Raw genomic sequence first — 14,406 nt, forward strand, 5'->3', positions numbered from 1 at the left:
CCAGGCTGCCGCCCGGTGGCGGTCCGCGGCCGCCCTCTTCCTGCGTCCTTAGCGCTGCCTCGGCTGGGGCAGGTGGTGAGTCTCGTGCCCGGCACGGCCCACCACCAGGTAGGCCGTCCAGGCCCCCACGATCCCCACCAGCATGACGATGACCATCGGGACCGCGCTCTGGCCCCCGCCCGAGCTTGCCAGAGGGGCTGAGGTGCCGTTGGCCACGGCCTGGGCCACGCCGAGGAAGGCGCTGGCCACGCCCGCCAGCCCCGGCACCATTCCCAGCGCCATCGCCGAGGAGTTGCCGAAGACAAAGGCCTGGGCGCTCATGACCAGCAGGAACCCGACGCACAGTGGCACCAAGGCCACCTCGAGCACCAGCACGGACAGGGTGACCACCGCTACTCCAAGAGCCGAGATGCTCAGTCTCAGCCCGATCAGGCGCCGGGGGCTGGCATGGCGCACGAGTCGGGCGTTGAGCACACTCAGAAGCATCTGCGAGCCCGCAGTGCAGGCGAAGAAGACGGAGAAGGTCATGGGGCTCAGCCCGTTGATCTCCTGCAGGACGAAGGACGAGGACGAGATGTAGGCGAACATCGCAAAGCCGGAGAAGGCTGAGGTCAGCATGTAGCCGAGGTAAGCACGGTGGGTCACCAGCTCGCCGACGCCACGCGCCAGGCGGCGCAGTCCCCCGCTCTGACGGCGCTCGGGCGGCAGAGACTCCGGGACGAAGAAGAAGGCCATCATCGTCATGAACAGGCCGAAGCCCACGAGGAACCAGAAGACCATGCGCCAGGTACCTACCGACAGCACCGCCCCACCGGCTACCGGGGCGATCATGGGAGCCAGCGCGCCCAGTGCCATGAGCACGGACATGACCGAGGCCAGCTGACTGCCGTGGGCCAGGTCCACCAGCACCGCGTGACCTACGACCGCGGCCGCGCCGCCGCCCAGCCCCTGCAGCAGCCGTCCTGCCATGAGCACGCCGATGTTGGGAGCCAGGGCGCACACCAGGCCACCCACCACCATGGGAAGCCGGCGTCCGCGCTGGTCCGAGACCGCGCCGCCGGCCACCTGTCCCAGCGCCATGCCGATGAAGAAGACCGTCAGCGTCAGCCCCACGCTGCCCGCGCTCGTGGACAGGTCTCTGGCCACCTATGGGAAGGCAGGGCTGTACATGTCCGTGGCGAAGGGCGGGACCGCGTTCTGGACAGCCAGGGCAAGGACCAGGCCAAGGGGGATCGCCGCTCGGGAGGGCGAGGGCTGGTAGGAGGCAGGTGTCACCTCGCCATTGTGCCTGCGGCGGCGCGACCTTCCCGCGTGCCGCACGCCACGCGGCTCAGCGCGCGCCCGTGGGCACCGCCCCACGTAGTGAGCCGGCCTCGACCAGCAGAAGCCAGCGCGAGACCTGCCGGGCCCTGGCCAGCGCCTGGGCGGCCTCCGGACCGGTGAGCTCACCGGTCACGGCCGCCGGCGGGAGCACGGTGCACACGGCGCCAGCCTGTGCCACGGACTCCTCCACCCCGCCGAGCTCGGCCAGCCCGACAGCGTCGATCGTGCCCAGGAGCTGCGAACCGTCAACAACGACGACGACGCCCACGCCCTGCCCCAGCACCTGGCGCACCTGGGCCAGCGGAGCGGTGGCGGGCACGACCCGCGCCGCTCGCGCCAGCGTGCGCAGGTCCAGCCCTGCCGGGGCGTGCGACCCACGCCCGAGCCCGAGCAGGGTCCAGCTGGTCTGCGCCAACGGCCAGGCCACCATGAGGGCCAGGATCAGGGAGAAGCCGTCTGGCCGCCGCCCCAGGAGCAGCAGGGGCCGAAGCAGCCACATCCAGGTGATGCCAGCCACGACGAGGAGCCCGCCCCAGGCCGCCACGCGCTGGCCCGTGCGGGCCTTGCCGGTCACCTGCTCGATGAGGGCCGCCAGCGCGTGCCCACCGTCCAGCGGAAGCGCCGGCAGGACGTTGAAGACTGCCAGGGCAAGGTTGACCCAGGTCAGGGCCCACACGAGGATGTAGAGCGGATAGGGCATCCACACGCTCGTCTCCAGCCACCGTCCCACCAACCACAAAGCCAGGTTGACGGCGGGGCCGGACAGGGAGGTCACCACGTCCTTCCATGGTCTCCAGCCTTCCTGGGCGCTGAGGGGGCGAAAGCTCGTGCGTCCGCCCCACAGGTAGAGCTCGTAGCGAGTGGGCCAGCGCCCCAGCGCCGTACCGCTCAGGCCGTGGGCCAGCTCGTGGAGGAAGACGCTGACTACCACACCAAGCACGGCCGCTAACACCACGCCCAGCACCTGCAGGAGCGTGTAGCCGTTCATCGATCGATTCACGGCAGGAAACCAGGTCGCCGCGATCAGTGCCCCCAGCAGCACCGAGGACGGGGCGATGACGACGGGGGCTCCGCCGATGCGGCCCAGGACCAGGCCCGGTCCACTGGCACGGGTCGAGGTAGAAGACATGCTGGAGAGCCTAATCTCACCGTCCGCCGCCTCCCACGGCCGCTCGGTCTCCACAGCGCAGGGCGAACACCGCGGGCGGTGCGAGGCTGTGGACAGCCTCAGGGTCCTGCCGGCGCCCGCCGGCGCGGGGAGGTAGGTTCACCCACGTGAGCCAGACACCCTCCGCCCCCGCTTCGCCTCGGCCAACAGGCCCAGGGGCCCACGCTCCGGCCGGCCGCAGTCGTCGAGCGGCCTTGTCCCCCTCCAGGGCCAAGGACTTCATGCAGTGCCCGCTCATGTTCCGGCTGCGTACCGTCGACCGTCTGCCTGAGCCGGGGTCCCTGGCCACCCACAAGGGCACGCTCGTCCACGCCGTGCTGGAGCGCCTGTACGACCTGCCTGCCCCTGAACGCACCCTTGAGGCCGCCGTCGGCATGCTGCCCGGGCAGTGGGAGGCGCACCGGGAAAAGAACCCCGTGGTCATGGACCTGTTCGACTCACCCCAGGATGTCGCGCCGTGGCTGGAGGAGGCCCGCGCGCTGCTGCGCACCTATTTCCAGATGGAGAACCCCACTCGCCTGGAGCCGTCCGAGCGCGAGCTCTTCGTCCAGACCGAGACCCGTTCCGGTCTGCTGCTGCGCGGCTTCGTCGACCGCCTCGACGTGGCCGCTGACGGCGCGATGCGCGTGGTGGACTACAAGACCGGTAAGTCACCTGCTCCACGCTTCCAGCACGACGCGCTGTTCCAGATGCGCTTCTACGGGCTGGTGCTGTGGCGTCTGCGTGGCCAGGCGCCGCGCAGGCTCCAGCTGGTCTATCTCAAGGACGGCCGCATCCTGACCCACGACCCGGTCCTGGCTGAGCTGGAGGGCATGGAGACGCGACTGGAGCACCTATGGGACGAGGTCGAGGACTGTGCGACCCAGGGCCGGTTCGCGCCTCGACGCTCACGCCTGTGCGACTGGTGCGCCTTCCAGGCCGCCTGCCCGCTCTTTGGGGGCGAGACTCCCCCGCTGCCCGAGACCGGCCTGGCCCAGCTCCTGACGGCGCGCCGTGGGCCAGCAGCCTAGACCCCGCCCCTAGGGTGGAGTCATGGAGCATCGCAGACTAGGCGGGACCGGCCTCCGGGTCTCCTCGGTCGGGCTGGGAACGATGACCTGGGGCCGCGACACCGACGAGCTCGAGGCCAAGGAGCAGCTCGACGTCTTCCTCGACGCCGGAGGCACGCTGGTGGACACCGCCGCCTCCTACTGCCAGGGGCTGAGCGAGGAGGTCATCGGCACGCTGCTGTCCGGCCACGTCGAGCGCACCGACCTGGTCCTGGTCTCCAAGGCAGGCGTGCGGACCTGGCGCACCGGGAGCCGTGGCTCAGTCACGGACGCCTCTCGCGGCACGCTGCTAGACACTTTGGACGCCAGCCTCAAGCGGCTGGGCACCGACCACCTGGACCTGTGGCTGGTCCAGGTCCCCGACCCCACGACCCCGCTGGAGGAGACGGCGCACGCTCTGCGCACCGCGGTGGCCTCGGGGCGGACCCGCTACGTGGGCGTGTCCAACCACCCCGCCTGGGCCACCGTCCACGCCGCTGACCTGCTGCGCGAGCACGGCGGTCCGGGGCTGGCGGGAGCCGAGATGGAGCACTCCCTGCTGTGCCGCGGGATCGAGCGCGAGCTCCTGCCGGCCGCCCAGGCGCTGGGTCTCGGCGTCATCGGCTACGCGCCCCTGGGACGCGGGGTACTCACCGGCAAGTACCGGTCCACGACCCCAGCGGACTCGCGCGCGGCCTCCCCGCACCTACGCTCCTACGTGGCGCCCTACCTCGATCCTCGTCATGAAGGCGTCGTCGAGGCGGTGGCCACGGCCGCAGCGGGCCTGGACCGTCGACCAGTCGAGGTGGCCCTGGCATGGGCGCGCGACGCCGCCGGCATCGCCTCGACCATCGTGGGCGCGCGTACGCCTGCCCAGCTCCAGGGGGCGCTGGCGGCTGAGGACCTCACCCTTCCGGTGCAGATCCGTCACGTGCTCGATGAGGTGACGGCGCCGGCCCTGGGCTATCCCGAGCGCCTCATGCGGCCCGGTCAGTCCTCGTCGTCGGCGTAGTCGTCATCCTCGTCGTAGTCGTCGCCGTCCTCGTAGTCCTCGTCGTAGTCATCGTCATCGTCGTCGCCCTCCTCGTCGTCAGACTCAGCGTCGACGATGTCGAAGGGCAGTTCGATGCCGGTGGCGGTAAACAGGGCGTCGTCGTAGGTGAAGAAGGCGTCCTGGAGGGCATTCTCGGCAACGACCACAGCGGGCGAGTACTCGTCCCCGGTGGCGGCCGCGTCCAGGTGCGCCTCGAAGGCAGCGATGAGTCGGTTGAGCGCGGACCGCGGGTCGTTCGTCATGTGGCCCAGGATACCGGTACGTACCGCGCCCGCGTCCAGACGAGGAGTCCGGACGCGGGCGCGTGAGACGAATCAGGCAGTCGTGCCAGTGCGGCAGCCGCTCAGTCCTCCAGACCCAGCTGCTCGCGCACAAAGCCGAGGAAGAGGTCCTCACCCTTGATCCGGGCGGTCTCCTCCGGACCCACGACCACGCGCACGCCGTCGCGCAGGATCTGGGAAGCTCCGCCGTCGGGGCCCAGCGGCAGGACGACCAGCTCAGGCTGGGGCTGGTAGACCGCCGTCGGCGCCTCGCCCGCGATCACCGAGCGGATGTTGGCGGCCACCACCGCAGCGTGGGCGCGAGCGGCGTCGGCCCGCTTGGTCTCGCGCACGTCGGTGATGTCACCAATCGCCCACACACCGGGGTGGTCGACCACGCGCAGGTGGTCGTCGACGCGGATCGTGCCGTCGTAGTGACGGATCTCCTCGTAGTCGTCACCGAGGAAGCCCGTGGCCGCGCTCGCCCCGTAGGCACGGAACCACATATCCGCCTCCAGGCGCCGCCCGCCGGTGGTGACCACGCGGAAGGGCGAGAGCACGCCCGGGTCCACCGGGGGCAGGGAGACCAGGCGCTCACCCGTGATGACCTCGACCCCACGCTGCTCCAGCTGGAAGGCAATGGCAGCGCGAAGCTCGGGCTTGTAGTCCTTGTTCGGCAGGATCTGCTCGCCCTCTTCCAGGAGGATGACCTGGACGTGCGGGAAGGCCGAGGTGATCTCACCGACCAGCTCGATCCCCACGTCCCCGGCTCCTGCGACCAGCACGGTCTTGGCCTGCTCCAGGCCGGCGTGCCCGCGCTCGATCCGGGCCTTGGCGATGACCGAGGAGGACTCCATGTGCTTGGCCGGGAAGGGGTAGGCCGTGCCCGTGGCCAGCACGAGGTGATCAGCCTCGATCTCCTGGCCGCCCGAGACCTGGACCGTCGTGCCCTTGACGGCCAGCGCCGTGCCGTGAACCACGCGTCCGCGGGTCAGGAGGTGGTCGTAGGGCATGAAGATCTTCTCGGCCCACTCGCGGTCCACGGCTGCGCGCAGGGCGGCAGCGTGGTTGACGAAGGTGTCCTTCTGCTCGACGAGCGTGACCTCAGCGACGTCGTCGAGTGCCTTAGCGATGGTGATACCGCCGTATCCGCCGCCGACGATGGTGACGCGAACCATGGAGTCCTCTTCTTCCGTTCGGGTGGTGAGGGCAGACTATCGTCACGGTCCCGGCGTGCACATCTGCCCCGCGATGGGACCTACGTCTCAGACCTGTCTCAGGCCAGTCCTCGGCGCTCCAGCAGGGGCTCCAGGCGCGGGGCCCGACCGCGGTAGGCCTGGAAGGACACCAGCGGGTCGCGCGAGTCACCGCGGGAGAGGAACTCACGGCGGAAGCGCTCACCGGCCTCGCGGTTCAGGCCCAGGTCGCCGTCGCGCGCGCCCTCGCCGTCGGTGCGGAACCACTGGGTGGTGTCGGCGTCCATGACCTCGCTCCAGATGTAGGCGTAGTAGGCCGCGGAGTAGCCACCGGCGAAGACGTGGTTGAAGTAGGTGGTGCGGTAGCGCGGCGGCACGAGGGCGTCATCGATACCGACGGCGGCCAGCGCCTCGTGCTCGAAGCCCTCCACCGCCTCGGGGTCGGTCGGCACCTGCTCGGGGGCAAGCGTGTGCCAGGCCTGGTCCAGCAGGGCCGCCCCCAGGTACTCGGTGGTGGCGTAGCCCTGGCCGAAGGATCCCTGGCTGCGCAGCTGCTCGACGAGCCCGGCAGGCATCGCTTCGCCGGTGTCGACATGGCGGGCGTAGGAGGCCAGGACCTGCGGGTGCAGGGCCCAGGACTCGTTGACCTGGCTGGGGAACTCCACGACGTCGCGAGGCACGTTGGTCCCCGAGGCCCCCGGCCACCGAGTATCCGCGAACAGACCGTGCAGGGCATGGCCGAACTCGTGGAAAGCGGTGATGACGTTGTCCCAGGTCAGCAGCGTGGGGCCGCTGTCCGGCTTGGTGAGGTTGAGGCAGTTGATGACCACGGGCTTGTTACCGGTCAGGTGCCCCTGGTCGACCAGGCTGTCCATCCAAGCCCCACCTTGCTTGCCGGTACGGGCGTAGTAATCGGCCACGAACAGGCCGAGCACCGGGGCCTCGGCGCCTGCCTCCCGCTCGGCCTCGCTCAGGGCCGCGGGATCACGGACCTCCCACACGCGCATATCCGGGTCATACATATGCGCCGCGAGGTCTGCCCGCTCGTGGAAGGTGATGCCGTACAGACGGTTGGCGGCGTAGAAGACACCGTTTTCCACCACATTGCCCAGCTCGAGGTAAGGGGCGAGGACGGCGTCGTCGACTCCGAAGCGCTCCTTGCGCTCGGCCTCCTCGTAGCGAGGCCAGTCAGCCGGACCGAAGCCCTCCCCTGGCACCGTCGCAGGATCGGCGGCCATACGTGCGGCGTAGACATCGGCGTCCCGGCGGGCGTTGGCCATGGCCGGCGGGACGAGCCGTGCAAGCATGTCGCTCACCGCCTGCGTGGTCCCGGCGGCAGACTCCGCCGCGATGATGGCGGCGTGGTGCTCGAAGCCCAGCAACTGCGCCCTCTCAGCGCGCAGGGCCACCTCGCGCAGGATGAGCGCGCGCGTGTCCGTCTCCCCTGACAGCCCACGGCTCATGGCCTTGTCCAGCAGCGCCACGCGCTCAGCGTGACTGTCCAGGCCCGCCAGCTCGGGAGTCGCGGTGTAGTTGGCGACCCCGGCCTCGTGCATCGCCTTGGCGATGAGGGTACCCACCCGGGTGCTCAGGGAGGTCAGCTCCGCGTTGATCTCGCGCAGACGCTCGGCCTCGGCGCCGGTCAGGGCCACGCCGTCGCGTTCAAAAGCCTCGACGGCCAGGCGGATGTAGCGGGCGGTCTCCTCGTCAATCTCCTCCCCGGCCGGATCCACCGGGGTGCGCCCAGCCGCCCGGGCGTCACTGACCAGCTCGTCCAGGGCCTTGAAACGCCGGTAGAGACGGGGGTCGAGGTCATAGGCGTCGCTGTGGGCCGCCAGTTCGGGTGCCAGGCGCTCCTCCAGCTTGTCGAGCTCGGGCGAATCGGTGGCTGAGGTGAGCGCGTACAGGACTCTCAGCGCCCGCTCCAGCAGGTCACCGGACAGCTCCAGGGCGGCCACGGTGTTGGCCACGGTCGGCTCATCGGGATCGGTGGCCACGGCCTCCCACTCGGCCCTCTGGTGAGCCATCCCCGCACGGATTGCAGGCTCAATGTCCTGCGTGCGCACAGCGACGAAGTCAGGCAGTCCCAGGTCCAGGGTCCAGGGCGCGGCGAAGGGGTTGGACTCGGGCAGCTGTGGGAGGCTGGTCTCACTCATGGCCCCATCGTGCCATGTCGACGGCGTCTCTTTCTTCACAATGGACGTCTTTTCATAGGCCGTTCGTCCCGTCTGGTCCTAGCCTGGTGGCACAGCTGCGCAGGTGGGAGCGCTTGTCCCACCAGACCTCGACCACAGGAGGGCCACGTATGAACGTTGCCGAACAGCTCGTCGCCCAGCTCGTGGATGCCGGCGTCCACCGGATCTACGGCATCGTTGGAGACTCCCTCAACCCCGTTGTCGACGCCGTGCGCAAGACCGGCGGCTCCGCCAAGGGCGGGATCGACTGGGTCCACGTGCGTCACGAGGAGGCTGCAGCCCTGGCGGCCGCTGCCGAGGCCCAACTGACCGGCAAGCTGGCGGTGTGCGCGGGCTCATGCGGACCGGGCAACCTCCACCTCATCAATGGCCTGTACGACGCTCAGCGCTCAGGCGCTCCGGTGCTCGCCATCGCCTCCCACATCCCCAGCGTCCAGATCGGTCAGTCCTACTTCCAGGAGACCCATCCGGACCGCCTGTTCACCGAGTGCTCGGTCTACTCCGAGCTCATCTCCTCCCCCAAGCAGGCCCCGCGCGTGGTCAACGCCGCCATCCGCCACGCCGTGGCGATGGAGGGCGTGGCCGTGGTCTCCCTGCCCGGTGACATCTCTGATGAGAAGGCCGTGGCGCCGACCCCCGTCTACGCCCCGGCGCGTCGCGCGGTCCTGGCCCCCAACCCGGTGGACGTGGAGGAGGTGGCTGCCCTGCTCAACAAGGCCAGCAAGGTCGCCATCTTCGCCGGCGCCGGAGTCAAGGGCGCCCATGACGAGGTCATCGCCCTGGCCGAGGCCCTCAAGGCCCCCATCGGCCACTCCCTGCGTGGCAAGGACTTCATCCAGTACGACAACCCCTACGACGTCGGCATGACGGGGCTGCTGGGCTACGGAGCCGCCGCCGAGGGCATGAAGGACGCCGACGTCCTGCTCCTGCTGGGCACGGACTTCCCCTACGACCAGTTCCTGCCCTCCACCCTGACCGTCCAGGTGGACAACCACGCCGAGAAGCTGGGCCGCCGTACCGACGTGTCCTACGCCGTCCACGCCGACGTCGTCCCCTTCATCGAGGCGATCCTGCCGCGGCTGAAGGGACGGCGCTCCGACCGCTTCCTCAAGGACCAGCTCAGGCGCCACGCCAAGATCATGAAGGCGCCCGTGGGCTCCTACACGCGCAGGGCGGAGAAGCTCAAGCCCATCCACCCTGAGTTCGCCGCCCACCTGCTCAACGAGGTGGCTGCCAAGGACGCGATCTTCACCGCAGACACCGGCATGTGCAACGTGTGGACGGCCCGCTACATCGACCCGCTGGGCAGCCGCCGTCTCATCGGCTCCTTCCTCCACGGCACGATGGCAAACGCCCTGCCCCACGCCATCGGCGCGCAGGTGGCCTACCCCCACCGCCAGGTCATCTCCGTCTCCGGTGACGGCGGCCTGTCCATGCTCATGGGTGAGCTCGTCACCGCCCGCATGCACAACCTGCCGGTCAAGGTCGTGGTCTTCAACAACTCCACCCTCGGCATGGTCAAGCTGGAGATGTTGGTCAACGGTCTGCCCGACTTCGGTACCGACGTCCACGACGTCAACTACGCCGAGGTCGCCAAGGCGATCGGCTTCCACGCCGAGCGCGTGGACGACCCGAAGAAGCTCAAGGGTGCCTTCGAGAAGGCCCTGGCCTTCGACGGCCCCGCGCTGGTGGAGGTCCTCACCGACCCCAACGCCCTCTCCCTGCCCCCGGAGATCAAGGGTGAGCAGCTCATCGGCTTCGCCACGGCCATGAGCAAGGTCGTCCTTAACCGTGGAGCCGGCGAGGTGGTCTCGATGGCGACGTCGAATATGCGCAACATCCCGCGCTTCTGACCCTTGCCTCGCTCGTGAGGGCCCTGGCACCGAGCGGTGTCAGGGCCCTCACTGCGTCGCAGGACATGACGACGACGGCGCTAGCGTCCTTCTGCCAGCGCCATCGGCAGCTCGCTCACGCCTGCGCGCAGGGTCGAGTAGCCACGGACCAGCTGCAGGTACTGGCTGAAGAAGTGCAGAGCGCAGACCACCGGCACGATGGCTAGGATCGACAGCACGGAGGTTAGCCGCCGAGGCACCCGATGGCGCTGAGCTGAGGTTCTGGGTCCTCGTCACGACCCGGTGAGAACCGTCACTCCCCTGGCCCCGCTCCTCCTCGGCGCAGGGCCTGCCGATACCAGCCCTCCCAGTCTCAGTCCTCCGCCAGGCCAAGTACCCCGGCCACGTCCGGCCTGAAGTACCCAGGACCCTTGAGGACCTTGCCGTCCTCACGGTAGATCGGCCTGCCATCAGCCCCGAGCTTGGACATGTTCGAGCGCTGCACCTCGCTGAGTACCGCCGCCAGGTCGATCCCGGTCTCCAGCGCCATGCCGTAGATGACGTAGACCAGGTCCGCCAGGGCGTCAGCCGTCTCGACGGTGTCCCGGGTGCCGTCATCGCAGGCCACCGCGCGGGCCACGCCCGCCTCGACCTCGCTACGGGCAGCCGGGCCGTAGACCGCGCCCATCAGCTCCCCGAACTCCTCGGCAATCAGGCTCATACGCATCTGCAGGCTGGCGCGGTCCAGGCTCGGCCCGTCGACCTGGACGGGCAGGCCGTAGACGTGGTGGAAGCGTCGCACCAGCGCCTCGGGATCGTCCCCCTCCCGTCGTCCGACGCCGTCGAGGGCGACCAGCGGCGTCGAGCCTCCCGCGGTGTGCGCGCTGCCGTGACCCCGTCCCGTAGGCTCCGACGACGCAGGCTCAGGCCCGTCCCAGGGCGCCCGAGGTTCGCGCGGGTCCCCGGCCAGCAGAGCGCCGACCCACTCGTCCATGACGCGGCCGCCCTTGACCGCCGCGGCGCGGCGCAGCCCCTCGCGCACGAAGCCCAGCCGCCACACTGCTCGCCAGGAGGCCCAGTTGGGTACCCCGTCGTCGATCCAGCAGGCCCAGCCCAGGCGGCGCAGGGCTAGCGGGCCGTCAGGGTCGAGGGCGAGGTCGATCACGGCTTCCAGGGCACGGTGCAGGGTCCCACGCCCACGAGCTTCGGGCGCGAGCCAGAAGCCGATGTCGCCGCAGCCCTCGCCGCACGAGGTGATGCCGAGCATCCCGACCAGGGTGGTCGCGCCGTCGTCCCCGACCTCGCGGACGGCCCACGTGGGAGACTCCCCGCTATCCCACCCCGGCCCCACGACGTCCTCGACAAAGCCGCGCGCGTCTGCCTCGGTGTAGGGCGAGGGGACAGTTGTCCAGCGCTGAAGCGCCGAGTCCTGGCAGATCTCAGTGATCCTCGGGACGTCAGCAGCCGCGGGGACCGACAGGACAAGAGCCAGCAGGGACCGACCGTGGTAGGTGGCTGCAGGGACAGAGATCTCGATGGGCTGCATGGTGCCACCCTAGCGCCCGAGGCTCAGGCCTCCGCCACTCCCTGGGCGCTGATGGCGTCCGAACGCCGACCTTTGCGCAGCACCGGCCAGCTGACCGCCATGATCGCGCCTCCGAGCAGGCCGTAGACCAGTGCCACCCAGGTACCGAAAGCGTCAGCGAACCAGCCCACGACCGGCGGCGAGACGAGCATGATGCAGCGTGCGAGCCAGGACACGATCGTCAGTCCCATCCCAGGGCGCAGCCCCGGGACGTCGTCGGCCGCCGCGAAGCCTACCGGCACGGCGACGGCGCACCCGGCCCCGGCCACGACCATGCCGATCATCGTGCCCACCGTGGAGTCCATCACCAGCGCCAGCCCCATGCCGGCCGCCACGAGGACTCCCCCACCGCCGATGACGGCGCGAGCCCCAAGGCGGTCAATGACCGCGTCCCCGAGCAGGCGTCCGACGATCATCGTCGTCTGAAGCGCGACCAGCCCCATGCCACGCATCGAGACAGGCGCTCCCTGCTCGGTCAGCAGCAGCGAGGACCAGTTGGCCGTCACGTCCTCCGGGAACATCGCGGCCGCGCACATGAGCCCCAGCACGACGATCACCACGACCGTGACCAGTCTCGAGGCGCGAGCCGTGACGAGGCCAGCGTCGTCCAGGTCCACCTCAGCAGGCGCGCTGGCCGAGCCGGCCGAGGGCGCTGAGACGGTCTCGCGGTCATCCGAGTCCGGGCCCTTGATGGTCCAGCGGCTGGCGGACATCGAGACCACGGTGAGGAGAACCAGCACGAGCAGCATGTGCAGGCGGATCCCCACCCCCCACCCGGCCATCGCCTGACCCAGGGTGGCGCCGACCACCGCGCCCAGGCTCCAGGCGGCGTGGAAGCTGGTGATGATCGACGAGCCCCAGCGGCGCTCGACCCGCAGACCATGGGCGTTCTGAGCCACGTCGACAATGGCGTCGGTGCCGCCGACCCAGGCCATGCACAGGGCGAACAGGATCCACGACCCTGAGCAGACTGCTCCCAGCAGGCCCAGACCAAGGACGATCATGCCTAGGCTCGCCACACGCGCCGAGGTGAAGCGGGTGATGAACCATGACGCCGCCAGTCCAGCCACCAGAGCACCGATGGAGTTGAACATGAGGGCCTGGCCAAAAGCCGCCTTGGTGATGCCCAGGTGCTCCAGCACCTCGGGATAGCGCGGGACAAGGTTGGAGAAGCCCAACCCGTTGGCAAAGAAGGTGAGGTAAACGGCGATCCTGGCCTTGACAAGGGCCGGAGCATGCGCGGGGCGGCCGGGATGCGACGTTGCGGCGCCCGGAGAAGCTAACGTCATGGGGAAGAACCTCAGGGGACGAAGATACAGAACGGAACACGGAGAATATAGCGCTAAACTGACCGAAAGGTCAGCGCCTCGCCACCGCCAACCGTTGCACAAGCCCCAAGGCGCGCGCTTGCGCCGTGGCGGCGTACATCCCCACCCGGACCCCGGCCCCATTGGTACGTGCCTCCCCCGATGCGTGCGTGCACGCGCCATTAGTACGTGCCCTAGCGCTCCCCTAGAGCCCGTTCCATTCGCCAAAGCACGCACCAGAACCCCAACCCACGCCACGACTCAAGCCCTGGTCAGACTGGTCTGCGTCGAGGCCAGGGCGGGCCATCCAGGCAGACAGCCGGGCCCGAGCACGAGGAAGGCCCCAGCCTTCCCGGCTGGGGCCTTCACTGCGGGTGTCCGAGGGGGGACTTGAACCCCCACGCCCGTTTAATAAGGCACTAGCACCTCAAGCTAGCGCGTCTACCTATTCCGCCACTCGGACTTTGTCATCGCGACCGCTCGGCGCGACGCAGAGAAATCTAGCACGGGCGGCCGCGGCGGGAGCAAATCGGCACCCGGTGCGGTGCATCACAGCGGCTCGACGCGAATCTGCGAGCCCATCGACACACTCTGTCCCGGCTCCAGCATGACGGCGCGCTCACGGATGAGGGCCGACTCCACGCAAACGAAGGTGGGCCACTCATCCTCGGCCAGGTCCACGTAGCCCTTCGAGCCCTGGCTCCAGGGGTTCCAGACCACGGCATGGGAGGCATCGACCCCGCTGACCACGATCCGGCGACCCGCGGCCGGGTCAGTGACCACCAGCGGCTGCTCGGCGGTATAGATGCGGTCAGTCGGTCCGGACAGCTGAAGAGTCCCGGCCTGCTCGTGGGCGCCACCGTGGACCATATCGAGGTAGGTCTGCCCGTCCAGCCCGTCAATACGCACGGCCGTCACGTCCCCCACGGCCAGGTAGTGGTGCAGCGCCGCCTCCACCTCCTGCGGGGCCGGCCCGGTGTTACGCACGGACAGACTCAGTCGCAGCGTCTCCTCGATGACGACCTCGTAGAGGAAGGCCAGGTTCTCGTGCTCCAGGCTCAGCAGCGCCCGGACGCCTGCCTGGGCCGTGGCCCCCACGCTGCGCAGCGTCCAGGCCATGGCGCGTACCCAGCCGTGCTTGGCCACCCGATCCCCCTGGGGCCCGGAGCCGAACCACGGCGAGCAGATTGGCACGCCGCCGCGGATGGCACGCACGCCGTCAAAAACCGCCTGGCGAGAGGTGAAGATCGCCTCCTTGCCTGCGCGCGGGCGCCAGGAGGTCAGCGTGGCTCCCTGCAGGTAGATCTCGCCGCTGCCGGCCGGGGCGTCAACGAGCAGGCGCTGCTGACCACCGCGTCCGGGACCCAATGCTGCGGTGCGAGGCAGGTGCAGGGACGCGGCCCCGCCGGTGTCATCCGAAGTGCTCATGGCTCAACGCTAGTAGAGTGGAGATCGTCC

Annotated in this window: 13 protein-coding genes and 1 tRNA gene; 3 read left to right on the forward strand and 11 right to left on the reverse strand. The window is 69.6% G+C overall.

Annotation, left to right across the window (positions count from 1 at the left end; all coding sequences use genetic code 11):
* Nucleotides 1-48 precede the first annotated feature (48 nt).
* The 3 genes from CYJ26_RS01315 to CYJ26_RS01320 are packed head-to-tail and all read right to left on the reverse strand — an operon-like array spanning nt 49 to nt 2,452.
* Entirely contained in the window at nt 49-1,146 is a 1,098-nt protein-coding gene (locus CYJ26_RS01315; protein ID WP_244901985.1) for an MFS transporter, read from the reverse strand.
* Nucleotides 1,147-1,275, reverse strand: a complete 129-nt coding sequence (locus tag CYJ26_RS11100; RefSeq protein WP_276327957.1) for a hypothetical protein — start codon at nt 1,273-1,275, stop codon at nt 1,147-1,149.
* Nucleotides 1,276-1,330: 55 nt separating this feature from the next.
* The gene (locus CYJ26_RS01320; RefSeq protein ID WP_101637805.1) at nt 1,331-2,452 is read right to left on the reverse strand and encodes a site-2 protease family protein; all 1,122 of its coding nucleotides are present in this window, start codon (nt 2,450-2,452) and stop codon (nt 1,331-1,333) included.
* A gap of 233 nt (nt 2,453-2,685) precedes the next feature.
* Between CYJ26_RS01320 and CYJ26_RS01325 the strand changes: the two genes are divergently transcribed.
* Entirely contained in the window at nt 2,686-3,501 is an 816-nt protein-coding gene (locus CYJ26_RS01325) for a RecB family exonuclease (protein WP_006549649.1), read from the forward strand.
* A 22-nt stretch (nt 3,502-3,523) separates the two neighbouring features.
* Nucleotides 3,524-4,531 carry an aldo/keto reductase gene (locus CYJ26_RS01330; protein ID WP_006549648.1) on the forward strand — a complete coding sequence of 336 codons (1,008 nt, stop codon included), beginning with the start codon at nt 3,524-3,526 and terminating at the stop codon, nt 4,529-4,531.
* Here CYJ26_RS01330 and CYJ26_RS01335 read toward each other — a convergent pair.
* The 3 genes from CYJ26_RS01335 to CYJ26_RS01345 form a co-directional block, all read right to left on the reverse strand.
* Entirely contained in the window at nt 4,510-4,815 is a 306-nt protein-coding gene (locus CYJ26_RS01335; RefSeq protein ID WP_006549647.1) for a hypothetical protein, read from the reverse strand. The two genes, CYJ26_RS01330 and CYJ26_RS01335, sit on opposite strands and share 22 nt — an antisense overlap.
* A 101-nt stretch (nt 4,816-4,916) precedes the next feature.
* Nucleotides 4,917-6,011 (reverse strand): NAD(P)/FAD-dependent oxidoreductase, encoded by a 1,095-nt coding sequence (locus tag CYJ26_RS01340; protein ID WP_006549646.1) that lies wholly within the window; start codon nt 6,009-6,011, stop codon nt 4,917-4,919.
* A 98-nt stretch (nt 6,012-6,109) separates the two neighbouring features.
* Nucleotides 6,110-8,185 (reverse strand): M3 family metallopeptidase, encoded by a 2,076-nt coding sequence (locus CYJ26_RS01345; protein WP_006549645.1) that lies wholly within the window; start codon nt 8,183-8,185, stop codon nt 6,110-6,112.
* A gap of 149 nt (nt 8,186-8,334) precedes the next feature.
* Here CYJ26_RS01345 and CYJ26_RS01350 point away from each other — a divergent pair, with 149 nt between their 5' ends.
* Nucleotides 8,335-10,077 carry a pyruvate dehydrogenase gene (locus CYJ26_RS01350; protein WP_006549644.1) on the forward strand — a complete coding sequence of 581 codons (1,743 nt, stop codon included), beginning with the start codon at nt 8,335-8,337 and terminating at the stop codon, nt 10,075-10,077.
* 80 nt (nt 10,078-10,157) lie between these two features.
* Here the strand turns inward: CYJ26_RS01350 and CYJ26_RS10645 are convergent, their stop codons facing one another.
* The 5 genes from CYJ26_RS10645 to CYJ26_RS01370 form a co-directional block, all read right to left on the reverse strand.
* On the reverse strand, nt 10,158-10,295 hold the full coding sequence (locus CYJ26_RS10645) for a hypothetical protein (protein ID WP_006549643.1): 138 nt from the start codon (nt 10,293-10,295) through the stop codon (nt 10,158-10,160).
* 134 nt (nt 10,296-10,429) lie between these two features.
* Nucleotides 10,430-11,602, reverse strand: a complete 1,173-nt coding sequence (locus CYJ26_RS01355; RefSeq protein ID WP_101637806.1) for a bifunctional GNAT family N-acetyltransferase/nucleoside triphosphate pyrophosphohydrolase family protein — start codon at nt 11,600-11,602, stop codon at nt 10,430-10,432.
* A 23-nt stretch (nt 11,603-11,625) separates the two neighbouring features.
* A complete protein-coding gene (locus tag CYJ26_RS01360) occupies nt 11,626-12,930 on the reverse strand; it encodes an MFS transporter (protein WP_101637807.1) in 1,305 nt (434 codons plus the stop codon).
* Between the two features lie 393 nt (nt 12,931-13,323).
* A tRNA-Leu gene (locus CYJ26_RS01365) sits at nt 13,324-13,411 on the reverse strand.
* An 86-nt stretch (nt 13,412-13,497) separates the two neighbouring features.
* Nucleotides 13,498-14,376 (reverse strand): D-hexose-6-phosphate mutarotase, encoded by an 879-nt coding sequence (locus tag CYJ26_RS01370; protein ID WP_006549640.1) that lies wholly within the window; start codon nt 14,374-14,376, stop codon nt 13,498-13,500.
* Between the last annotated feature and the right edge of the window lie 30 nt (nt 14,377-14,406).

The organism is Actinomyces urogenitalis (assembly GCF_002861525.1).
Classification (GTDB): Bacteria; Actinomycetota; Actinomycetes; order Actinomycetales; family Actinomycetaceae; genus Actinomyces; species Actinomyces urogenitalis.

Coding starts and splice junctions, on each gene's coding strand:
- CYJ26_RS01360 (WP_101637807.1), bottom strand. CDS start 12,930: ATGACGTTAGCTTCTCCGGGCGCCGCAACGTCGCATCCCGGCCGCCCC.
- CYJ26_RS01335 (WP_006549647.1), bottom strand. CDS start 4,815: ATGACGAACGACCCGCGGTCCGCGCTCAACCGACTCATCGCTGCCTTC.
- CYJ26_RS01345 (WP_006549645.1), bottom strand. CDS start 8,185: ATGAGTGAGACCAGCCTCCCACAGCTGCCCGAGTCCAACCCCTTCGCC.
- CYJ26_RS01320 (WP_101637805.1), bottom strand. CDS start 2,452: ATGTCTTCTACCTCGACCCGTGCCAGTGGACCGGGCCTGGTCCTGGGC.
- CYJ26_RS01355 (WP_101637806.1), bottom strand. CDS start 11,602: ATGCAGCCCATCGAGATCTCTGTCCCTGCAGCCACCTACCACGGTCGG.
- CYJ26_RS01350 (WP_006549644.1), top strand. CDS start 8,335: ATGAACGTTGCCGAACAGCTCGTCGCCCAGCTCGTGGATGCCGGCGTC.
- CYJ26_RS01370 (WP_006549640.1), bottom strand. CDS start 14,376: ATGAGCACTTCGGATGACACCGGCGGGGCCGCGTCCCTGCACCTGCCT.
- CYJ26_RS01330 (WP_006549648.1), top strand. CDS start 3,524: ATGGAGCATCGCAGACTAGGCGGGACCGGCCTCCGGGTCTCCTCGGTC.
- CYJ26_RS01340 (WP_006549646.1), bottom strand. CDS start 6,011: ATGGTTCGCGTCACCATCGTCGGCGGCGGATACGGCGGTATCACCATC.